Source organism: Stagnihabitans lacustris, from assembly GCF_025950525.1.
GTDB lineage: Bacteria > Pseudomonadota > Alphaproteobacteria > Rhodobacterales > Rhodobacteraceae > Stagnihabitans.
This window is the reverse complement of the sequence record NZ_JAPDGS010000003.1, coordinates 196,715-217,855: the sequence shown is the minus strand read 5'-3', so window position 1 is coordinate 217,855 and position 21,141 is coordinate 196,715. Positions and strand designations below refer to the sequence as shown.

The window sequence follows — 21,141 nt, the reverse complement described above, 5'->3', positions numbered from 1 at the left end:
CACCCCGCCGCTCCGGTCAATGCGCGGGGCGCTCGTCGGCCTCGATCTCGGCGCGGATCTGTTGGCGCAGGATGTCGATCGGGATCAGCCGTCCGTCCCGCTTGAAGTGCCAATAGGTCCAGCCGTTGCAGGACGGCGCTCCCTCCAGATGGGCGCCGACCTGGTGGATCGAGCCCTTGACGTCATTGCCCACCAGCGTGCCATCGGGACGCACGCGGGCCACGTGGCGCGAGCCCAGCGAGTAAAGCTCTTCGCCCGCCCGCAGCATGCCGCGTTCGACGACATTGCCGAAGGGGACGCGAGGTTCTGACCGCTTCGATCCCGTGACCTCCAGCGCGGAGGGGTCCAGGCGGCGGGTGCGGTCGATACGGTCCTGGGCGACCTTGCGATAGGCCTCTTCGCGCTCGATCCCGATGAAGTCGCGGCCCAGCATCTTGGCCACCGCGCCCGTCGTGCCGGTGCCAAAGAACGGGTCCAGCACCACATCCCCGGCATTGGTCGTGGCGAGGATGATCCGATGGAGCAAAGCCTCGGGCTTTTGCGTCGGATGGGCCTTGTCGCCGTTTTCATCCTTCAACCGCTCGTGACCAGTGCAAAGCGGGATCATCCAGTCGGACCGCATCTGCACGCCGTCATTCATTGCCTTCAAGGCTTCGTAGTTGAAGGTGTATTTGGAGGATTCCTCTTTGCCCGCCCAGATCAGGGTTTCATGGGCATTGGTCAGGCGTTTGCCGCGGAAGTTGGGCATCGGGTTCGACTTGCGCCAGACCACGTCGTTCAAGATCCAGAAGCCCTGGTTCTGCAGCTCGGCTCCCAGGCGGAAGACGTTGTGATAGGACCCGATCACCCAAATCGCGCCATTCGGCTTCAGGATACGGCGCGCGGCGGCCAGCCAGTCGCGGGTAAACGTGTCATAGGCCGCAAAGCTTGAAAACTGGTCCCAATGGTCATCCACCGCATCGACGCGGGAATTGTCCGGCCGGTGCAGATCGCCCTTAAGTTGAAGATTATACGGCGGATCGGCAAAAATCAGATCGACAGAGGCCGCCGGCAGGCCGCGCATCACCTCGATGCAGTCGCCCGCGACAATCGTATTCAGGGGCAGAGCTTGCGCCTCTGCCGGTTTCATCTTTACAGCCATCTCGCCCTCAATTCGTGACCGGTTTTTCCCGGATCTTGTGAGCAGGATTCTGCCGAAAGGGCGAATCATCGTCAAATGTTATTTAAATCAATCACTTGCAGAATGTTCTTGATACAACATCTTGTGGACGGGGGCGAAGGAACGCCTATGAAACGGGGTGACCCCCAAATCTAGAAGCGCCCGTTTGTGGGCCGGAGAGGGGTAACCTGCGTTCTTCTCCCAGCCATATCCCGGGTATTGTTGCGCCAAATCCACCATGATCCGATCACGTTCGACTTTGGCAACAATCGAGGCCGCGGCGATCGACAGCGACCGCGCGTCGCCCTTGACCAGGGCCAGGCCCGAAAGCCCCTTGGGGACGAATTTGCCATCGACCAGAACATGGTCGGCACCCAGAGCATCGACCGCGCGGCGCATGGCCAGAAGGGCTGCTTGCAGGATGTTCAGCTGGTCGATTTCCTCGACGCTGGCATGGGCGATCCGCACCTCGGCCAGCGCATGAATCTGCGCGGCGATGCGCGGCAGGGCGGCCTTGGAGATCGTCTTGCTGTCGCGCAGACCCTCGGGGATGCGCATAGGGTCCAGGATGACCGCGGCGGCCGTCACCGGGCCAGCCAGGGGGCCGCGACCCACCTCATCCACGCCCGCCACACGCAGGAAGCCGCTCGCCCGGGCCTCGGTTTCGAATGAGAAATCAGGGTTTTCCATCGGACGATTAAGAGCCCGCCGACGGCCTCGTCAAGAGCCCGACAGCGTGCCCGTCTTCAGCGGCAGGGTCTCGATGCAATCGGCGTGGCACACCGCGGTGGCCATCGGCCCCGGAACCACCGGCACCGCAGCAACCGGCGCCGTATCGGGCTGCCCCACCAGGATCAGCGCCGCCACCAGCACCAGCGCGGTCATGTCCAGCGCGGCCTGGGCAAAGCCCATGAGGTTGTCGGCCATATCGGACCGCCAATGGCCGACCGCGGTTTCTTTGAAAGACACATCCGTCATCACAGCACCATCCTGGCCCGAATCTCGACCATGACCCGATTGAACCCGCGTCACCGGGCCAAGCAGGGGCCGAATTGTGGCAGGATGGAGGCAAAACCCTTTGCTATTGTATAACAGCCGCCCGCTGCGCAATCTTTCGCCCAAGAAGCGGAGAACGCACATGAGCAGAATCATCTTTTTGGCACTGATGCTGGCCACGCCCGTGCAGGCCGAATGTTACGCAGACTTCAAGGCCAAGCAGGACAACCCCTTGCGGCTGGCCTATGGCGTGTCGCAGGTCAGCGATGGGGCCTGTGGCGACACCGGCGCGGCGGGCGCCGAGCTTGCGGGGCGGTTGGACGCCCAAGGCTGGACTCTTCTGCAAATCCTGTCCACCTTCGGGCCCGAGGGCTTGGGCGAAAGGCAATCGCGTGCCGGTGAATTCTTCCTCCGTTTCTGACAGCCTGAAGGCCGGTCAGCGGGTCGTGGCAGTGGGCATTGCCGCCGTTGTGGCGGTGCTTCTGGCCATGGCGGTTCTGCTTTACCTTGGCCTGCCCGATGCGACGGCCTTTAACCGAAGCGTGGAGCGCCTGTTCGTCGAAAATGACCTGACCTCGGGCGGCGAAATCAAGCTGCTGGAGATCCTTGCCCAATCCGGCACGACGTTTGCCGAAGTCTTGCGGACCTACCGCTTTGTAATCTTTGTGCTGATGGCGTTTTCGGCGGGGCTTCTGGTGGCCTCGGTGGTGTTTCTGGCCACGATCGTCACGCTGAACCGGCGGATTTCGGCGATCCAGAAGTCGGGGATTCAGGTGGCGCGGATGGTCGTCAACCGCGAGGCCCGGGCGGTCACGATCAACGACCACGAATACCAACTGACCGAGGCGGCGCTAGAGACCCTGGCCGTCCTGGCCGAAGCGCGCCTTGACGACGAGGTCCTGACCGGCGCGCAGATCGAGGCGGTGATCTCGGGCCGCCACGAATCCGATTGCGAAGAGGCGGCGGGCGCCACGCGGATCAAGCGGCTGCGCGATGCCTTGGGCAATCAACTGGTGGCGGAATTGCTGGTGAAAACCGTGGCGCGGCGCGGCTATACGCTGTCAGTGGGTAAGGATGTGATCCGGATGGTGTGACCGGCCGCCCTAGCCCGCGCGCAAGAAGAAGTCGTCCTCTTCCTGCCAGAACCCCAATATCTCGCGTGAGCGCATCCCCGGCCCGCCCGCCAGATGCACATCCACCGCCAAAAGCGCCGCCATCCGCCAGGCCTCAACCGCCTGGTGCTGCGCATCGGGGTTCGAAAAGTTGCTTTCCAGCCCCGAAGCCGCGGTCGACAGGACCAAGACGACCTCCAGCACCGGAAGATCAGGATGGCCCTGCACCAAAGTGGCGGCAAGTTGGCGCGCATCTCCGCGCCCCGTCATCAGAAACCCGAGCGCGAATTCGCATAGCTTTTCAAAATCTGGACAAGCAAGGGCCATGTTTACTTTTGGCACGGGCCAGCCCCGGGGTCACGGATTATTTCCCGTCAAGAATCAAGACCGGTCGCGCAGGAAAAGATGGCCCGGCGTGCGGGTGTCGACCTCGAACCGGGGCAGGCGCCGCACAAGATCGGACAGCTTGGGCGCGCCAAAGCTGCGCGGGTCGAAGTCGGGGTAAAGCCGGTTCAGGAAATTGCCGATCACCCCCAGCGAATACCAATCGCCATCCGGGTCGATCTTTTGCATCGCCTCCAGGATCAGCGGCTGCGCCTCCAGCGCCGGGCGTTTCTCGGGACGCTCCGTGCGGGGGGCGGCCTCGCCCTTGACCTCGCCCTTGTCGGCCGCGGGCTGGTTGGCCTCGAAATTTTCGATCAAAAGGAAGCGGTTGCAGACTTTGCGCAAGGAATCCGGTGTCTTGGATTCCCCCACGCCGATGACCTGCAACCCATCCTCGCGGATGCGACTGGCCAGCCGGGTAAAGTCGCTGTCCGAGGACACCAGCACGAACCCATCCACCTTGCCCTGGTGCAAGATGTCCATGGCGTCGATGACCAGGCCGATGTCGGAGGCATTCTTGCCCTTGGTATTGGCCGATTGCTGATGCATCACAAGGCCCAGATCGCGGGCCTTTTCCTTCCACTGACCCAGCGCCTGACTGGACCAATCGCCATAGACGCGGCGCACCGTGGGTTCGCCGTAAGCCGCGACCTCTTCGAGGATCGCGCCAATATGCCGCGCCGGGATGTTGTCGGCGTCGATCAGCAGGGCAAGGCGGGGGGCGCGGTCGGCCATGGGTCTCTCCTTCAGGCGATGAGGGCCGAAGCCGTGGCGCCGGTCGCGCCCAGGGCATCGGCTGGCACGATGCCCAGCAAAAGCCCCCTTTGACCCGCATTGATCCACACCCGGGGCGCTTGGCAAGCCGAAACCTCGAAAGCCGTCGGAACAGGCCGCTTTTGCCCAAAAGGAGAGATGCCGCCGACCTTGTAGCCCGTCAGTTTCTCGGCCTTGGGGACGGCCATCATCTCGGCCGCCTTGCCCTTGAAGGCGGCTGCCACCTTCTTCATGGATAACTGCCGGTCACTGGGGATAACACAGCAGCAGGGCTTGCCATCGACCTCGACCATCAGGGTTTTCAGCATCAGGCCGGGGTCGATCCCGAGGGCGGCGGCCGCCTGCAACCCCACCGCCTCGGCCTTGGGGTCGTAGTCGTAGGGATGCAGCGTGAAAGCCACGCCCGCCGTTTGCAGCATGTTCAGACCTTGGGTTGACGCCAACCCCGCCTCCTTACCCCAACTTGCGCTCTAGCAAGATCAGCCACGCGACACACCACAGTCACGCGCGGAAAAATGTCAGCAAATAGGTCCCGTCGTTGGGATCGAAAGTCTCCGCGTCGATGCGGCCCTTCATCCCTTTCCACAGCCAAGCATCCCTGACCTTGCGCGGCGAGGCCTTCAGATCGACGGCCTCGCAAAGGATGATGTCGAAGATGCCGCCGCATTTGTCCAAGCCATGCTGGACATGCCGGATACGGCGAAGATTGCCCTGTCGCGGCTGCCAATCCGAAAGAAGAGGATGGCCGCGGAGTTCAAGGTAAAGCTGTCCGTCCTTGCCACGCAGCTCATCCTTCCAGACCGTCAATGCGACCGCTGAGTCATCGGCCTTGACCGCAGACCAGGAATTCATCCGGTTTTCCAGAGTGTAACCGGCCTTTCGATAGGCCTCGACAAACCCCGCCATGAGGCCTCCTGTTCATCTGTTCCCAAAAATCCACGGGGCCTCCAAAGAGTCCCTTTGGCGTAGGGGGTCCGGGGGTATGCCATTTGTTTCGCGACTGGTTCGAGAAACAAGTGGCATGAGCCCCCCGGCCTCCTCAGAACACCACAACCGCGCGGATGCTTTTCCCCGCGTGCATCAGGTCGAACCCTTCGTTGATGCGCTCCAGCGGCAGGATATGGGTGATCATGCTGTCGATCTCGATCTTGCCGTCCATATACCAATCGACGATCTTGGGCACATCGGTCCGACCGCGCGCGCCGCCAAAGGCGGTGCCTTTCCAGACCCGGCCCGTGACCAGCTGGAAGGGCCGCGTTTCGATCACCGCGCCCGCAGGCGCCACGCCGATGATGATCGACTGACCCCAACCGCGGTGGGTGCATTCCAGCGCGTCGCGCATGACCTTCACATTCCCCGTGCAGTCAAACGAGTAATCCGCCCCGCCGATCTTGTCGAAAGGCGTCTTGGTCAGGTCGACGATGGCTTGCACCACTGAACCCTCAAGCTTCTTCGGGTTCACGAAATGGGTCATGCCGAATTTGCGGCCCCATTCTTCCTTGTCGTCGTTCAGGTCGACGCCGATGATCATGTCGGCCCCGGCCAGCTTCAGCCCCTGAATGACGTTCAGCCCGATGCCGCCCAGGCCAAAGACCACGGCCTTGGCGCCCTGCTCGACATTGGCAGTGTTCAGCACGGCGCCCACACCGGTGGTCACGCCGCAGCCGATATAGCAGATCTTGTCGAAGGGCGCGTCCTCACGCACCTTGGCCAGGGCGATTTCCGGCAGGACCGTGTGGTTCGCAAAGGTCGAACAGCCCATGTAATGATAGATCGGCGTGCCATCCAGCATCGAAAACCGCGTCGTCCCGTCCGGCATCAGGCCCTGACCCTGGGTCGCCCGGATCGCCGTGCAAAGGTTGGTCTTGCGCGACAGGCAGGACGGGCACTCGCGACATTCCGGGGTATACAGCGGAATGACATGGTCGCCCGGCTTCAGGCTTTTCACCCCCGGCCCGCATTTGATCACCACGCCCGCGCCCTCATGGCCCAGGATCGAGGGGAAAATCCCCTCCGGGTCCGCGCCCGACAGGGTGAATTCGTCGGTGTGGCAAATGCCGGTGGCCTTGATCTCGATCAGGACCTCGCCTTCCTTGGGGTCGTCAAGGTTGACCTCCATGACCTGCAAGGGTTGACCGGCGGCGATGGCGACGGCGGCACGGGTGCGCATGAAAGACCTCCAATTGATTTGCGCCAAAATCCCGCAGAAGCCCGCGAAAAGCAACGCCGTTCCCGACGCTTTGCGCCAGATTTCCCGACAGGTGTGTCAAGGCGCGGAGGCACCGCTTGGGCAAAAAGAGACGCCCCAGGAATTCCCCGGGGCGCCCTGTCACTTGTTAAGAACGGCTTACGAAGCCTTGTAGGCCGTGTGGCAAGCCTTGCAGGCGCCACCGATGGCCCCCATGCCCGCGCCAACGGTCTCGGTGCTGGAGACATCAAGAGCCCCGGCAGCGGTGCCCAGATCGCCAGCCTTGGCGACGAAATCGTCCCAGGCGGTCCAAACTTCCGGCTTGGCCTTGCCGGCCGGGTCGGTGGCATTGTTCTTGAAGGCGGCTTCGATGCCAGCGGCGCCATCGACCAGCGCCTTCTTGGCGGCTTCGGCAGCGGCGGCGTCATAGGCGACCTTGCCGCCGGCCATGTCGCCCAGGGTCTTCATGGCGCCACCGAAGCTGTCCATCAGCTCTTGGCGCGCTTTGACTTCGGGGTCGTTGGCGCCTTCGGCAAAGGCGATCCCGCCGGCCATGATGGCGCCCAGCACCATGAGTTTGGCTGCAAATTTCATTGTCTTGCTCCCTGGAAGAATGATGGACCACTGTAGCTTGGCCTTCGTGACAGTGGATACGGACTTTAGTCTGAAAGCCGGGCACTCACGCGTTTGTCATCACAGGATTTCGGGTTTTCCACAGGAATTGCGCCATGTTTGGGCGCTTCGGGCTTGGAGTGATGCGAACAAAATGGGAACATATGCCCATGTCCCACCGCCGAATCCTCTCCCTCTGGTTTCCCCGTCTGGCCGCTGAACGTGTCTTGCGCCAGCGCCGCGCCACGCTGCCGATGCCCTTTGCGGTGGTGGGCGATCAGAACGGCGCGCAGGTGCTGGTGTCGATTTGCGCCCTGGCCGAGGGCGCGGGCCTGCGTCAAGGCCAGCCGCTGCGCGATGCGACGGCCATGGTGCCGGGGCTGTTGACGCGGGCGGCCGATCCCCTGGCCGAGGCCGATTTCCTGACCCATCTGCGGCGTTGGGCCGGCAAGTTCAGCCCTTGGGTCGCCGAAGAGGCGCCCGATGCGCTGGTGATCGACCTGACCGGCTGCGCGCATCTGTTCGGCGGAGAGGCCGCGCTTTTGGCCCAAGCCGAGCAAGACTGCGCCGACCTGGGGCTAACGGTGCGGGCGGCGGTGGCCGATACGCGGGGCGCGGCCTGGGCGCTGGCACGCTTTGCCGGGGAACTTGCGCGGCCCCATCGCAACGGCGACGCCATCGCCCAAGAAGCCCGCGCCACAAGGTCACGTGCGGCGAAACGCCGGGTCGAGGGCGCTGCGGTCGCCGTGGCGCAAGGCGTCATCGCCCCCCCGGGCCAGATGCGCGGGGCCTTGGCCGACCTGCCCTTGCCCGCGCTGCGATTGCCCCCGCAGGTGGTCGAAAGCCTCAACCGCCTGGGTCTGCGCCGGGTGCGCGACGTGGTGGACCTGCCACGCGCCGCCTTTGCCCGCAGATTCGGCGCCGACAGCCTGCGCCGCCTGGATCAGGCCCTGGGGCTGGAGGCTGAACCCGTGGCCCCCGCCCGCGCGCCTTTGCATTTCGCCACCCGCCTGACCTTCCCCGACCCGATCGGATTGACCGAGGATATCACCCAAGGCCTGGACCGCATCCTGCCACCTTTGTGCGAGAAGCTCCGCGCCCAGGCCCGCGGCGCCCGCCGCCTGCGGCTGGAGGCCTGGCGCTCCGATGGCCGCGTCGAAAGGCTGGACATCGGCCTGGCACGACCGACAGACGAGGCCCAGGCGATCCGCCCACTGATCCTGCTGCGGCTGGACAAGATCGACCCCGGCTTCGGCATCGACTGCCTGCGACTGGAGGCGCTGGAGACCGAACCCCTGCACGCCCTTCAGCACCGCGGACAGCTGGCCGCCAATGTGGCAGCCCAGGACCGCAACGCCCCCTCCCATGCGCTGGCCGACCTGATCGGCCGGCTTGGCGCAAGGCTGGGAACCGAGGCCGTGACCCGCCTGCATCCCTCCGACAGCCATATCCCCGAGAAATCCGCCCAGACCCTGGCCGCCGCCTGGTCCGAGCCCCATCCCGAACCTTGGCCGAAATGCCATGCCCCGCGCCCGATCCTGCTCTGGACGCCCGAGCCGGTCCGGGCTCCCGATGACCCGACCCCGCCCGCCCAGTTCCGCTGGCGCCGCCGAGACCTTGCGACACGGGTGGCCGCCGGCCCCGAACGCATCGCGCCGGAATGGTGGTTCGACGACCCCGATTGGCGCACCGGCCCGCGCGATTATTGGCGCGTCGAGGTCGGCGCTGGCGAAAGGCTCTGGATGTATTTCGCCCATGGCAGTGACATCCCGGGCGGCTGGTTCTGCCACGGCGGCTTTCGCTGACATGTCGCATGGGGGGCCAGCCCCCCAGACCCCCCGGAGATATTTGGGTCAGTATGAAAGGACAAAGGGCCCTCACTTTCATACTGACCCAAATATCTCCCGCCGGAGGCTCCTGCCCGTGTCACGCTCACCCCGGGATCAGAATGGCGCGGAAGTCGTTCACATTGGTCAGGGTCGGGCCGGTGATCACCTGATCGCCCAAGGCCGCGAAAAAGCTGTGGGCGTCGTTGCGATCCAGGAAGGCTTGCGGGTCCAGGCCAAGCGCGCGGGCGCGGGGCAGCGTGACGGGGGAGATGACCGCGCCCGCCACCTCGGCCGCGCCATCCACGCCGTCGGTATCACAGGCGAGGGCGTGAAGGTTCAGACCCTGGATCGCCAGGGCCAGGGCGAATTCGGCATTGGGGCCGCCGATGCCGTTGCCGCGCTTGGTCACGGTCAGCTCTCCGCCGGAGAGGAGGAGGAGCGGGCCCGTTTCCCGCCGCACGAGGGCGGCCATCTGGCGGGCGACGTCGCGGGCCTCGCCCTCCAGCGCGTCGCCGAGGATGCGGGTGGGGATGCCCTGCGCCTCGGCCAGGGCCTTGGCTGCGGCAAGTGATTGCGAGGGGGCGGCGTAGATGCGGTTCGTCACGCGGGAAAGGCGCGGATCGCCCGGGGGGATGACGGTCGACCGCGACAGCGCCTCGGGCACCGCAAGGCCCCAGCGGGTCAGGATCGCGGCGGCGTCCTTGGCCGTCGTCGCATCGCCAACCGTCGGACCCGATCCGATCAGCGCCATGTCATTGCCCGGCACATCCGAGATCATCAGCGCCAGCATCGGCGCTTTGCAGGCCGCAGCGAGTTGGCCGCCCTTCACGCGGCTCAGGTGTTTGCGGACGATGTTCATCTGACCGATGGGCGCCCCGCTGGCCAGAAGCCCCGCGGTAATCGCCTGTTTCTCGGCCAGGGTCATGCTCACCGGCGCGCACAGCAGCGCCGAGGCCCCGCCAGAGATCAGCGCCAGGACGAAATCCTGCGGCGTCAGGCTGGAGACCAGGTCCAGCATCCGCGCGGTCGCCCTTACCCCGGCTGCATCGGGCACCGGATGCGCCGCCTGCACGATTTCAACGCCTTGGCAGGGGCGCTGATGGCCATAGCGCGTGATGACCAGGCCTTCGCAGGGGCCCCAGGCGGCCTCGACCGCCTCGGCCATCCTTGCGCTGGCCTTGCCTGCGCCCACCACAACCACACGCCCCGGAGGGCGCGGCGGCAGGTGGGCGGCCAGCGAGGCCATCGGGTCGGCCACCTGAACGGCGCGGGCAAAGAGCGCGCGGAGAAGGGTTTCGGGCTCTACCATCAGGTTTCCGAATGTTCGATCACATATTTCAGAACGGAAGGTCGAAAACCAGGATACCCTCGATCCCGCCCTCGGCATGGGCGACCAATTGACCGCCGAAAGCCTTGTGATCGGGGTCGTCGGCATAGGTCTGCAGCGCCTCCCATGACGGGAAGTCGATGGTGAACCCATGCAGGAAGCCGCGTTCGATCTTTTCGGGGCTTTCCGACCGGCCCGCGACAAAGCTGACCCCCAGTCGGGCGCAAAGTGGGGTCAGGGCTTGCAGGATGTTTCCGACCGTATCTTCGGTAACATCCGCGCGAAAGCGGATCAGGACGATGTGGCGGATCATGAAAGCTCTCCGATATGGGCGGCGGCGCGCAACGCCAGGGCCGCAATGGTCAGGGACGGGTTCACCGCCGCCGAGGTCGGAAGGACCGAGGCGTCGACGATATAGAGGTTCTCCAGGTCATGCGCCCTCAGGTCAGGCGTCACGACCGCGGTCCGCGCATCCAGTCCCATCCGGGCCGTGCCCATCTGATGGGACGGAAGCTTTTTCTCATAGGTTTTCGACAGAACCAGCGGCCAGCCCGCCTTGCGCAAAACGGTTTTCAAACGATCGGTCAGGATCTGATGCGCCTTGAAGTTGCTGCGCTTCCACTGCAGCACGATGCGCCCGTTCTGCCACAGGACGCGGCTTTCGGCCATCGGCAGGTCCTCGGACATGGTCATCATATGCATCGAGTGATCGGCATAGTGCCCGGCAAACCACCGCGGCAAACCCGCTTCGGCCGCCATGATCGGCCCGGTGATCCGGCCCAGCATCTGCACATTCCCCAAAGGCGCGCCCCCCGGCCCGCCCGTCAGATACCAGTCGTTGAAGCCGATGGTCTTTTCATAAACGGAGGTATTCCGGCGCAACGGCGAATAGGCGATCACGGCCGAGATATTGTGGTTCATGAAGTTCCGACCCACCTGGTCAGAGGAGTTGGCAAGACCGCTTTCCATCAGCAGAACCGCCGATTGCACCGCCCCGGCGCACAGGCAGACCACGGGCGCCCGCAGGACCTCCGACCCCAGTTCCACCCCCGTCACCCGGCCCTTTTCGGCCAGAAGCCGCGTCACCCGTGCCCCGGTGCGCAGCGTCACATTCGGCGACTGAAGCGCCTTGTTCAGCACGCCTTCGGCGTCTTTCTTGGCCCCGGTCGTGTCGGGGAAAGCGTCCCAGGTCGTCGGCGCCCTGGCCAGCCATTTGTCGATATCGACGGCCAAAGGCACCGGCCCGACCCGCAGCCCCTGCGCCCGCAACCGCCGCGCCAGATCCGAGACCGAGGGCTCATCCGGCACCGGCGGGAAGGGATAGGGCGTTGAATGGGGCGGCTCGGTCGGGTCGTGATGCAGCGCGCCGCGGACCTCATACAAGGCCTCGGCGCGACCATACCACGGCTCCAGCTCTTCATAGCCAAAGGGCCAGCCGGGGGTCGTGCCCTCCAGATGCTTCAGCGGGCGGAAATCCTCGGCCCGATAGCGCAGCACCACCGCGCCGTAGAACTTGGTGTTCCCCCCGGCCATATAATAGTTGCCGGGGTGAAAGCTGCGGCCCTCGGGGTCATACCAATGTTCGTCCGACTTGAAGTGGCTGCGGCCAAAGATCGCCTCGGCGTCGCGCGCTTCGGGACTGTCGGGCAGCCGCTCGCCGCGCTCCAGCACCAGCACACGCTTGCCCGTTGCCGCCAGCCCCGCCGCCAAAGTCGCCCCGCCCATGCCAGAGCCTATGATGATCACGTCCGCGTCCATGGTCCCCCCCGTTTTCCGACACGCTAGCGCAAGCCGGCGCCCCTGTCTGCGCAGTATCCGCCTGTTCCCTTTCAGAAAATCACGCGCCCCCTTGCCCCCGCGCCCCATTCGGCCAAACTGCCGCCCATGACAATCGCCCTGCGCCCCAGTGCCATGAAACGGGTCGTGCCGCTGATCGTGGCGGTGGCCCTGTTGATGGAGAATATCGACAGCTCTGTCCTGTCGACCTCTTTGCCGGCCATGGCCTTGGACCTTGCGACCGATCCGATCCATCTGAAGCTGGTGCTGACGTCCTATCTGCTGGCGCTGGCGGTCTTTATCCCGGCCTCGGGCTGGGCGGCGGATCGGTTCGGGTCGCGCCATGTGTTCCGGGCGGCCATCGTGGTCTTTACGCTGGGGTCGGTGGCTTGCGGTTTGTCCTCGACCCTGTGGGAGCTGGTGCTGGCCCGCACCCTGCAAGGCATCGGAGGCGCCATGATGGTGCCGGTGGGGCGGCTGATCGTGCTGCGGTCGGTGCCCAAGGCGGGGCTTGTGGGCGCGATGGCGTGGCTGACGGTGCCCGCGCTGATGGGGCCGGTGATCGGTCCGCTTCTGGGCGGCTGGATCACGACCTATTGGAACTGGCGCTGGATCTTCTGGATCAACATTCCCCTGTCCGTGGTGGGCCTGGTGCTGGCCACCCTGCTGATCCCCGACATCCGCGAAGAGGTCCGCACCCGCTTTGACTGGACCGGGTTCCTGATGGCCGGGCCGGGGCTGGCGTTTTTCCTGACCGGAGCGACCTTGGCCGGCCTGAACCTTGCGCCCGGGGCTTTGGTGGCGGGGCTGCTGGTCGGCGGCCTTGGGCTTTTGGTCGCCTTCATCGCCCATGCCCGCCGCACGCCCGATCCGCTGATCGACCTTGGCCTGTTGCGCTTGGCCACCTTTCGCATCTCGGTCACGGCGGGGACGTTGTTCCGGGTGGGCATGGGCGCCCTGCCCTTTCTGTTGCCGCTGATGTTCCAGCTCGGCTTTGGCCTGACGGCCTTTGCCAGTGGCGCGCTGACCTTTGCTTCGGGGCTTGGCGCCATGGCGATGAAGTTTGCGGCCCAACCCCTGCTGCGGCGGTTCGGCTTTCGCGGGGTGCTGATCGGCAACGCCGTCGTCTCGGCCGCCCTGGGCCTGGCGCCCGCGCTGTTCACGCCCCTGACGCCGACCCTGGTCATCCTGATGCTGCTGCTGATGGGTGGCCTGTCGCGCAGCCTCCAATTCACCGCGCTGAACGCCATCGCCTATGCCGATGTCCCGAAAGAGAGGCTGTCGCAGGCGACCTCTTTCACCTCGGTGCTGCAGCAGCTTTCGGGCAGCCTTGGGATCACGCTGGCCGCCATGGGGCTGGAGGCCGCGGGCTGGTGGAACGGCACCGCCGCCACCGACCTTGGCAATTTCCCCTTCGTTTTCGGATTGATAACGGTTTTGGCGCTATCGTCGGCGGGGCTTTTCCTGACCCTTGACCGCCGCGCCGGAGAGGCCTTGGTAGACCGGAATTGACAATGCAGGCCGGGGGCGGTCATCTCGCGCAAAAGGAGAACCCGATGGACATCACCGTCACCTTCGACCGACCCGAGGATGGGCCGCGGTCCGGTCCCGTCACGGTGGGCTGGTTCCTGACCTCGGACAAGGGGGCGGTGCTGTATGACCCGCCCGAACGGTTGATCTTCCGCCAAACCAACAAGGCGCATGCGAAATCCGCCAGCCGCTGCCCAGCCGTGGTGCAGATGGAAAGCCGGTATTTCGTGGTGAAAAGCCCCTTTGACCTGCACATCGGCTTTGGGCGCGACGACAAGGGCAAGCCGCATCTGATCAACCGTCTGGGCGCGGCCAGCCCGGTCCGCGGCAACAAACTGAACGAGCTGTTGACCCTGGTGGCAGAGCCCGAGTGGCGCTATCCCGACCGCCCCACGGTGCAACTGGCGCTGCCCTACTGCTTTATCGCCGACGAGCTGGTTTATATCAGCCAGATCGGCACTTTCGCGCATTATCGGCCCAGCCCGCTTCCGGGGACGATCTTTGGCGGGCGCTTTCCGCTGAACACCTGGCCGCGCCCTTTGATGTGGGCGTTTGAATGGCACGAGCCGGAAAAGGACATCGTCCTGAAACGCGGCGAGCCGCTGTTCTATTGCCAGTTTGAGGCCGAGGGCCCGGACCGGCCGGTTCAGGTCGTCGAGGCCGAGCGCACGCCGGAACTGGCGAAATACATGGAGCAGATCGGCGGGGTGGTGAATTACGTCAACCAGACCTTCGGCCTGTTCAAAGCCGCCGAGGCCCTGCGCCCGGCCAAACTGCTGACCCCTAAGCAACGCGATTGACCCCAAGCGGCGGGGTTCACCCTGCCCGCCGCGCCATCCATTCCCCATGCAACCCCGGCGGCGCCACCAACAACCCCGGCGCCATCGGATGCGCTGCGTTATAGACCAGCGGCGCGCCCGAAGGGTCTGTCACCCTTGCCCCCGCCCGCTCCGCGATCAAGGCCCCCGCCGCCGTATCCCATTCCCAAGCCGGCCGCATCGAGATCAGGCCGTCGAAAGCCCCCTCCGCCACCAGACAAAACCGCCATGCCAGCGAGGCGCGGAAGTTGCGCTTTACCACTGGCACGCCGCCCGGCCAGAACTCGGCATCCAGCGCCGTCCGGTTGGTCAGCACCTGCGGCAGGTCAGGCGTCACACGCGGCGCAATCACCGCGCCGTTCCGGGTGGCAGGCCCGCCCGCATGGGCCGCATAGGTCACGCCCGTCGCCGGCAGATGCACCACGGCCGCCACCGGACGGCCATGGGTCACGACGGCCAGCGAGATCGAAAAGCTCTCGGCCCCTTCGATGAAAGACCGTGTCCCGTCGATCGGGTCCAGCACAAAGACCGAATCCTTGCCCAGGCGGTCGGCATTGTCGGTGCTTTCCTCCGACAGCCAGCCGTAGTCGGGCCGCGCCGCACGCAAGATGCGCTCCAGATGCGCGTTCACCGCAAGATCGGCCTCGGTCACAGGACCTTGGCCGTCGGGCTTTTCCCAGACCTGGGGCGCGGCACGCCAAAAGCGCAGGGCGATTTGCCCCGCGGCCTCGGCGGCACCCAGGATCAGGGGCAGGTCACTCCCCGGCAAGCATCAGCCCCTGCACCAAAAGCGAGGGCACCCGCGTGCCGTGATGGTCCTTGGCGTCATTGGCAGCGATCAGCCCCGCCAGCATCTCATGCAGGTTCCCCGCGATGGTGCATTCGTTGACCGGACGGATGATCTGGCCGTTTTCCACCCAGAACCCACTGGCGCCACGGGAATAATCCCCCGTCGTCGGATTGATCGTCGACCCGATCAGCGAGGTCACAAGCAACCCCGTCCCCATCTGCGCCAACAGGTCTTCTCGCGTGAAAGCCCCCGGCGTCAGGTCTATGTTCGTCGTCGAAGGCGAGGGCGGCGCCCCCGTCCCGCGTGAGGCGTTCCCAGTCGATGCCATCCCCAGCTTGCGCCCGGTGGCCAGGTCCAGCGTCCAGCCCGTCAGCATCCCGTCATCGACGATCAGCCGCCGCTTGGTCGCCAGCCCCTCACCGTCAAAGGGCCGAGAGCCCGGGATGCGCGCGCGCCGCGGGTCCTCGATCACCGACATGCCGCGCGGCAGGACCTGTGCCCCCAGCTTGTCGCGCAGCCAGGATGTCCCGCGCACGATCATCGACCCATTCACCGCATTGATCAGGTGCCCGATCAAGGACGAGGCGACGCGTTCATCGAACAGCACCGGAAAGGCCCCGGTCGGCGGCTTGCTGGCCCCCAGCCGCGACAAAGCGCGTTCGGCAGCCCTTGCACCGATCTCCTCGGCGCCGGGCATATCGGCGGCAAAGATGCGGCCCTCGGCGGCCCAATCGCGCTCCATCCCGGTGCCTTCACCGACAAAAGCCACCGCCGACAGCGAATGGGACGTCCGCCCATAGCCGCCGGAAAACCCGTTCGACATCGCCAGATGGATGGCACGCCGCGAATACCCGGCCGAGGCCTCGACCTGCACCACGCCCGGCGCCATGGCGGCTGCCTCCACCGCCCGCGCGCCCGCCTCCAGTTCCGCCGCCGAGGGTTCCTCGGCCGGGTCCGACAGCTCCAAAGCGGCGGCGTCCCAGTCGCGCGCCAGTTGGTCGGGATCGGCAAGACCCGCGGTCGGGTCCTCGGGCGCCTCGCGCGCCATGGCGACCGCACGTTCGGCCAGCCGCGCCAAGGTCGCACCCGACACATCCGAGGCCGAAACACAGGCCTGCCGCCCGCCGATCAGGACGCGAAGCCCGACCTCGATCCCCTCGGCGCGCTCGGCCTGTTCCAGGGCCCCCTTGCGGATGTCGATGGACAGGCTTTGGCCATGGACCGCGATGGCATCAGCCGATTGCGCCCCGGCCTTCTTGGCCTCGGCCAGAAGGCGGGCGGTCAGGTCATTCAGATCATGCATGGGGATTCCCCTTTCGGCTTTAGATATGGGGCAAGGCCGCGCAGACCTCAAGGCTTGCACCTTGCGCCCAAGCCCCCTAACCCTATCCTCCGGAGGTGCCAAATGACCGGCGAGACCTATTTCCTGTATCATTCCATCGGCCAATATCCGAACAAGTCGCGCGATTTGGCCGCGGCCATGGGCGCGTTTGCGACCTGTTGGGGCGCCGCCGATGATGGCCAATGGGCCGAGGTCCTGCCCAAAAGGCAGCGTTTCATCGACCGCTGGAGCGCCATCATCAACGCGGCCCCGGGCTCGCTGACCACCTTTGAAAGCGTGACCCAGGCCTTTCACGCCCTGCTGATCGCCCTGCCCTCGGGCCATCTGCGCGGCAAAAAGCTGCTGGTGGCCGCCGATTGCTTTCCGTCGAACCATTTCCTGTTGCAGGGCATGGGTGAGAAATACGGCTTCACGCTGAAGACCGTGGCCCTGCGCCAAGGCGCCGCCCATGTCGAGGAAGAAGACTTCCTGGACGCCTGGACCCCGGATGTGGGGCTGGCGCTCTTGACCTGGGTGTCGTCGACGTCTTCGGCGCGGATCGACCTTCCCCGCATGGTGGCGCATGGCCGGCGGATGGGGTCGCTTGTGGGGGTGGATATCACCCAAGCCGCGGGCCTCTTGCCCTTTGACGTGAACGCGCCCGAGGTGGATTTCGCGGTCTCGACCTCGCTCAAATGGATGTGCGGGACGCCGGGGGCCGGGGTTCTGTATCTCTCGCCCCGCCTGATCCCCCATTGCCAACCGGAACTGCGCGGTTGGTTCAGTCAGGAAAACCCGTTCAACTGGGATATCTCGCGCTTCAGCTATGCCCCCGATATCCGGCGGTTCGACAATGGCACGCCGGGTTGCATGGCGGCGCTGGCCTCTTTGCCGGCGCTGGACTGGCACGCCGAACAGGACCAGGCGGCGATCCTGGCGCACAACCGCGCCCTGACGGCGCAATTGATCGACCTGGCCGACACGCTGCACCTGCCGCTTGTGACCCCCCGGGACGAGGCGCGGCGCGGCGGGTCCGTCATGGTCGCCCTGCCCGACAGCCATCCGGCGCAAGGCGTGGTCGCTTCCTTGCGTGCCCAGGGCATCACGACGGACGCCCGCAGCCAGACCCTGCGCCTGTCGCCCGGCGTGATGACCTCCGCCACGGGCGTCGCGCGCCTCGCCAAGGCCCTGCACACGATCCTGAGGTAAGCCATGGACGCCTTTATCTGCGACTATATCCGCACGCCGATTGGCCGTTTCGGCGGCTTGCTGGCGCCAGTCCGCCCCGATGACCTGGCGGCCCATGTGCTGCGGGTGCTTCTGGCGCGCAACCCGGGGATTGCGGCGGCAGAAGATGTGATCCTGGGCTGCGCCAACCAGGCCGGAGAGGACAACCGCAACGTGGCCCGCATGGCGGCGCTTCTGGCGGGCCTGCCGGTGGCGGTGTCGGGGACGACGGTCAACCGGCTGTGTGGGTCAGGCATGGATGCCGTGCTGATCGCGGCACGGCAGATCGCGGCGGGTGAGGCCGATGTGCTGATCGCGGGCGGCGTGGAAAGCATGTCCCGCGCCCCCTTCGTCATGCCCAAGGCGGAAAGCGCCTTCTCGCGCGCGGCAGAGATCCATGACACGACGATCGGCTGGCGGTTCATCAACCCCTTGATGCAGCAGGCTTACGGCACGGATTCCATGCCCGAGACGGCCGAGAATGTCGCCGAGGCCTATGGCGTCACCCGCGCCGATCAGGACGCCTTCGCCCTTCGCTCGCAGGAAAAAGCCCTGGCGGCGCAGGCGAACGGGCGGCTGGCGACCGAGATCACCCCGGTCACGATCCCCCAGCGCAAGGGCGACCCGCTGGTGGTCGCGCAAGACGAACACCCCCGCGCGACCTCGGCCGAGGCTTTGGCGCGGCTGCCGACCCCCTTCCGCAAGGGCGGCACGGTGACGGCGGGCAATGCCAGTGGCGTGAACGACGGGGCGGCGGGGCTGGTAATTGCGTCAGAGGAGGGCGCACGCCGTCACGGGCTGCGGCCGCTGGCCCGCATCCTGGGCGGCGCGACGGCGGGCGTCGAACCGCGCCTGATGGGCATCGGCCCGGCCCCCGCAACCGCCCGCCTGCTGGCGCGGCTGGGGCTGACCGTCGCCGACCTTGCGGTGATCGAGTTGAACGAGGCCTTCGCATCCCAGGGCCTTGCCACGCTGCGGGAACTGGGGATTGCGGATGATGACCCGCGGGTGAACCCGAACGGCGGCGCCATCGCCTTGGGTCATCCTCTGGGCATGACCGGCGCGCGGATCACTGGCTCCCTCGCTCTGCAGCTGAAACCCGGCGAAAAGGGTGTGGCCACCATGTGCATCGGCGTCGGCCAAGGCATCGCCATCGCGGTCGAACGCGTCTAACGCTTCTTGCCCGGCGCGCGTCTCGCCCGTTCGATTTTTGTCGACCGGGCGAGCTTGACCGAATTCGCCTGCTCTTCTTCCAAGAGCTTCTGCCAGCGCATCACACGGTCAGCCGAGACCTCTCCGCCCGCTACAGCCGCCCGCACCGCGCAGCCTGGCTCCGTCGCATGCCGGCAGTTCGAGAATTTGCAGTTGGTCGCCAGTTCCGAGAGGTCGCCAAACAGCACCGCGATGCCCTCTTCGGCATCGGTCAGCTGGATTTCCCGCATCCCCGGCGTGTCGATCAGCCAACCGCCGTCCTTCATGGCCACCAGGTAACGCCCCGTCGTCGTATGCCGCCCCTTGGCGTCATCGTCGCGGATTTCCTGCACCGCCGCAGCACCTCCGGTCAGAGCATTGGCAATCGTCGTCTTGCCGACGCCCGAAGAGCCCAAAAGCGCAACCGTCCGCCCCAGCCCGATCCAGGGCGCCAAAGCCCCGCCCACATCCCCGCGCTTGGCATCCAGCACCACGACGGCCAGATCACGGGCAAGCGCCTGGGCCTGGGTCCGGAACGCCTCGGGCTCTGCGCAGGTGTCAGCCTTGGTCAGGACCACGACCGGCAGAACCCCGGCCTGAGTGGCCAGGACCAGAAACCGCTCCATCCGCCCCGGGTTGAAATCGGCATTGCAGGACGAGACGACGAAGACCACATCCAGATTGGCCGCAATAAGCTGCCGCGCCATGCCAGTGCCCGCGGCCTTGCGACTGACCAGCGACCGCCGGTCAAGCACGGTCAAAGCCACAACGCCTTCAGCCAGAACCCAGTCACCGACCGCGATATCCCCGGTCGACAGGCTGGAATGGGGGATCAGCTCTACAGCGCCCTCAGGCCCCAGGGCCTGCATCCGCGCCCGGTGGACGGCGGTGATGCGCAAAGGCCGTCCCAACCCGCCTTGGACGGCGAAATCCTCATCCCAACCCAGATCCTGCAGTGAGAGATCAGAGCCCATCCGGACCCCGGCGCCAAGGTGAAACCCGGCTCAGACCCGCCCGGCCCGGAGGATTGCATCGCTCATGTGATCCTCCTTGTTGGGGGGTGAGAGGCTGACATCGACCCAAGTGGGGCTCGTTACGGCTGCTTCCTTCCGGACCTGACCGGGTTGGCGAGGCACTCGCCCGCGCCAACCTCTCGACTCGTCATATAGTGCGGGCGCGGACCTTGCGCAAGACGGCGCGGGGGGCAACGGTCAGAGCCTCCGGCGGGGATATTTGGGCCAAATTGAACGGCGCAGGGGGAGAGGTCGCAAGGGAGTATTTGGATCAATGTGAAAGACAGGTGCAGCCAATGTGCCGGGCCGCCCCCTTGATTTCATCTTTTCCCAAATATCCCCGCCGGAGGCATAGTCCGAGCCGGTTGGGCCGAAAGGCTCAGAGGCGAGAAAAAAATCTTGCGGCGTATGCCGCTCCTTTTGGCAAGCTTACAGCAGGCCTGCCATCCGGGCGCCCAGGACCAGATCTTCGGCGACGTGATGCGCCCAGCGGCGCTGCGAGGGCAGCATGTCGGGGACCTGCACCACGGTGCAGCCCGCGCGATGGGCGGATTCGGCGCCGGTTTCGCTGTCCTCGAAGACCAGACAGCGCGCTGGATCGACGCCCAACATCCGGGCGGCCAGAAGATAGGGTTCGGGGTCGGGCTTGGCCTTGGTCACGTCATCCACCGTCACCACGGTGGCAAAGGCAGGCGCAAGACCGGCAAGCCGGATCTTGTGATGCGCGCCCTCGCGCCCCGAAGAGGTCACGACGGCGCGGTGGATATGGCCCGGCGTGGCCTCAAGCAATTCGAAGACCCCGGGCTTCAGTGTCAGGCCCTGGGCCATGCCGCCCTGGAACCCCTCGGACCAAAGGCGGTTCAGCGCGTCAAGGTCGATGCCCGGACGATGGCCCCGGATGATGCCCACGGAACTCGGTTGATCGCGGCCGATCAACTGGTGCAGGAACTCGATCTCGACCGGATGGCCCACGGCCGCAAATGCCGCCATCCCCGAGGCCATGGCGATGCTTTCGGTGTCGATCAGCGTGCCGTCAAGGTCGAACAGAAGGGCGTCATAAAGGGCGGACATCAGGCAGGATACTCCGGTTACAG

Annotated in this window: 23 protein-coding genes and 1 other RNA gene; 7 read left to right on the top strand and 17 right to left on the bottom strand. The window is 65.7% G+C overall.

Features of this window, described 5'->3' with window-relative positions:
* Positions 1 to 16: 16 nt before the first annotated feature.
* The 3 genes from NX862_RS09535 to NX862_RS09525 all read right to left on the bottom strand — a co-directional run bounded on the left by NX862_RS09535 (position 17) and on the right by NX862_RS09525 (position 2,137).
* Positions 17 to 1,141 (bottom strand): site-specific DNA-methyltransferase, encoded by a 1,125-nt coding sequence (locus NX862_RS09535; RefSeq protein ID WP_264493674.1) that lies wholly within the window; start codon positions 1,139 to 1,141, stop codon positions 17 to 19.
* An 87-nt stretch (positions 1,142 to 1,228) separates the two neighbouring features.
* Positions 1,229 to 1,849, bottom strand: coding sequence for a ribonuclease HII (gene rnhB / locus NX862_RS09530; RefSeq protein ID WP_264493673.1), 621 nt, complete (start codon positions 1,847 to 1,849; stop codon positions 1,229 to 1,231).
* Between the two features lie 30 nt (positions 1,850 to 1,879).
* Positions 1,880 to 2,137: a hypothetical protein gene (locus NX862_RS09525; protein WP_264493672.1), complete on the bottom strand. Its 258-nt coding sequence runs from the start codon at positions 2,135 to 2,137 to the stop codon at positions 1,880 to 1,882.
* A 160-nt stretch (positions 2,138 to 2,297) separates the two neighbouring features.
* Between NX862_RS09525 and NX862_RS09520 the strand changes: the two genes are divergently transcribed.
* Positions 2,298 to 2,576, top strand: coding sequence for a hypothetical protein (locus tag NX862_RS09520; RefSeq protein ID WP_264493671.1), 279 nt, complete (start codon positions 2,298 to 2,300; stop codon positions 2,574 to 2,576).
* Positions 2,548 to 3,249, top strand: coding sequence for a winged helix-turn-helix domain-containing protein (locus tag NX862_RS09515; protein WP_264493670.1), 702 nt, complete (start codon positions 2,548 to 2,550; stop codon positions 3,247 to 3,249). The genes NX862_RS09520 and NX862_RS09515 overlap by 29 nt, the downstream gene beginning before the upstream one ends.
* 9 nt (positions 3,250 to 3,258) lie before the next feature.
* Here NX862_RS09515 and NX862_RS09510 read toward each other — a convergent pair whose 3' ends face one another.
* The 6 genes from NX862_RS09510 to NX862_RS09485 all read right to left on the bottom strand — a co-directional run bounded on the left by NX862_RS09510 (position 3,259) and on the right by NX862_RS09485 (position 7,207).
* Positions 3,259 to 3,537: a hypothetical protein gene (locus NX862_RS09510; protein ID WP_264493669.1), complete on the bottom strand. Its 279-nt coding sequence runs from the start codon at positions 3,535 to 3,537 to the stop codon at positions 3,259 to 3,261.
* A gap of 111 nt (positions 3,538 to 3,648) precedes the next feature.
* A complete protein-coding gene (locus tag NX862_RS09505) occupies positions 3,649 to 4,386 on the bottom strand; it encodes an NYN domain-containing protein (protein WP_264493668.1) in 738 nt (245 codons plus the stop codon).
* Positions 4,387 to 4,397: 11 nt separating this feature from the next.
* Positions 4,398 to 4,868, bottom strand: coding sequence for a Cys-tRNA(Pro) deacylase (ybaK, locus tag NX862_RS09500; protein ID WP_264493667.1), 471 nt, complete (start codon positions 4,866 to 4,868; stop codon positions 4,398 to 4,400).
* A gap of 58 nt (positions 4,869 to 4,926) precedes the next feature.
* Entirely contained in the window at positions 4,927 to 5,331 is a 405-nt protein-coding gene (locus NX862_RS09495; RefSeq protein WP_264493666.1) for a hypothetical protein, read from the bottom strand.
* A 133-nt stretch (positions 5,332 to 5,464) separates the two neighbouring features.
* Positions 5,465 to 6,595: an S-(hydroxymethyl)glutathione dehydrogenase/class III alcohol dehydrogenase gene (locus tag NX862_RS09490; RefSeq protein ID WP_264493665.1), complete on the bottom strand. Its 1,131-nt coding sequence runs from the start codon at positions 6,593 to 6,595 to the stop codon at positions 5,465 to 5,467.
* A gap of 177 nt (positions 6,596 to 6,772) precedes the next feature.
* The gene (locus NX862_RS09485; protein ID WP_264493664.1) at positions 6,773 to 7,207 is read right to left on the bottom strand and encodes a c-type cytochrome; all 435 of its coding nucleotides are present in this window, start codon (positions 7,205 to 7,207) and stop codon (positions 6,773 to 6,775) included.
* A gap of 188 nt (positions 7,208 to 7,395) precedes the next feature.
* Between NX862_RS09485 and NX862_RS09480 the strand changes: the two genes are divergently transcribed.
* A complete protein-coding gene (locus tag NX862_RS09480) occupies positions 7,396 to 9,030 on the top strand; it encodes a Y-family DNA polymerase (protein ID WP_264493663.1) in 1,635 nt (544 codons plus the stop codon).
* Between the two features lie 127 nt (positions 9,031 to 9,157).
* On the opposite strand, the gene NX862_RS09475 is transcribed toward NX862_RS09480, so the two are convergent.
* From NX862_RS09475 to NX862_RS09465, 3 genes are read right to left on the bottom strand one after another with little or no spacing between them, the layout of a single operon-like run.
* Positions 9,158 to 10,363, bottom strand: coding sequence for a glycerate kinase type-2 family protein (locus NX862_RS09475; protein ID WP_264493662.1), 1,206 nt, complete (start codon positions 10,361 to 10,363; stop codon positions 9,158 to 9,160).
* 28 nt (positions 10,364 to 10,391) lie between these two features.
* A complete protein-coding gene (locus tag NX862_RS09470; protein ID WP_264493661.1) occupies positions 10,392 to 10,694 on the bottom strand; it encodes a Dabb family protein in 303 nt (100 codons plus the stop codon).
* Entirely contained in the window at positions 10,691 to 12,139 is a 1,449-nt protein-coding gene (locus tag NX862_RS09465) for an FAD-dependent oxidoreductase (RefSeq protein ID WP_264493660.1), read from the bottom strand. Before NX862_RS09465 ends, NX862_RS09470 begins: the two co-directional genes overlap by 4 nt.
* 126 nt (positions 12,140 to 12,265) lie before the next feature.
* Between NX862_RS09465 and NX862_RS09460 the strand changes: the two genes are divergently transcribed.
* Entirely contained in the window at positions 12,266 to 13,669 is a 1,404-nt protein-coding gene (locus tag NX862_RS09460) for a DHA2 family efflux MFS transporter permease subunit (RefSeq protein ID WP_264493659.1), read from the top strand.
* Between the two features lie 44 nt (positions 13,670 to 13,713).
* Complete coding sequence (locus NX862_RS09455; protein ID WP_264493658.1) at positions 13,714 to 14,487, top strand: hypothetical protein; 774 nt, start codon at positions 13,714 to 13,716, stop codon at positions 14,485 to 14,487.
* A 16-nt stretch (positions 14,488 to 14,503) separates the two neighbouring features.
* Here NX862_RS09455 and NX862_RS09450 read toward each other — a convergent pair whose 3' ends face one another.
* Both NX862_RS09450 and NX862_RS09445 read right to left on the bottom strand, forming a co-directional pair.
* On the bottom strand, positions 14,504 to 15,274 hold the full coding sequence (locus NX862_RS09450) for a 3'(2'),5'-bisphosphate nucleotidase CysQ (RefSeq protein WP_264493657.1): 771 nt from the start codon (positions 15,272 to 15,274) through the stop codon (positions 14,504 to 14,506).
* Positions 15,261 to 16,598: a TldD/PmbA family protein gene (locus NX862_RS09445; RefSeq protein WP_264493656.1), complete on the bottom strand. Its 1,338-nt coding sequence runs from the start codon at positions 16,596 to 16,598 to the stop codon at positions 15,261 to 15,263. The genes NX862_RS09450 and NX862_RS09445 overlap by 14 nt, the downstream gene beginning before the upstream one ends.
* A gap of 102 nt (positions 16,599 to 16,700) precedes the next feature.
* Between NX862_RS09445 and NX862_RS09440 the strand changes: the two genes are divergently transcribed.
* Positions 16,701 to 17,825 (top strand): aminotransferase class V-fold PLP-dependent enzyme, encoded by a 1,125-nt coding sequence (locus tag NX862_RS09440; RefSeq protein WP_264493655.1) that lies wholly within the window; start codon positions 16,701 to 16,703, stop codon positions 17,823 to 17,825.
* A 3-nt stretch (positions 17,826 to 17,828) separates the two neighbouring features.
* Positions 17,829 to 19,016 carry a 3-oxoadipyl-CoA thiolase gene (gene pcaF / locus NX862_RS09435; RefSeq protein ID WP_264493654.1) on the top strand — a complete coding sequence of 396 codons (1,188 nt, stop codon included), beginning with the start codon at positions 17,829 to 17,831 and terminating at the stop codon, positions 19,014 to 19,016.
* Here the strand turns inward: pcaF and rsgA are convergent.
* The 3 genes from rsgA to NX862_RS09420 form a co-directional block, all read right to left on the bottom strand.
* A complete protein-coding gene (gene rsgA, locus NX862_RS09430; protein ID WP_264493653.1) occupies positions 19,013 to 20,008 on the bottom strand; it encodes a ribosome small subunit-dependent GTPase A in 996 nt (331 codons plus the stop codon). The two genes, pcaF and rsgA, sit on opposite strands and share 4 nt — an antisense overlap.
* 85 nt (positions 20,009 to 20,093) lie before the next feature.
* Positions 20,094 to 20,189: signal recognition particle sRNA small type (gene ffs, locus NX862_RS09425), an RNA gene on the bottom strand.
* Positions 20,190 to 20,476: 287 nt separating this feature from the next.
* A complete protein-coding gene (locus NX862_RS09420; protein ID WP_264493652.1) occupies positions 20,477 to 21,118 on the bottom strand; it encodes an HAD family hydrolase in 642 nt (213 codons plus the stop codon).
* Positions 21,119 to 21,141: the final 23 nt, after the last annotated feature.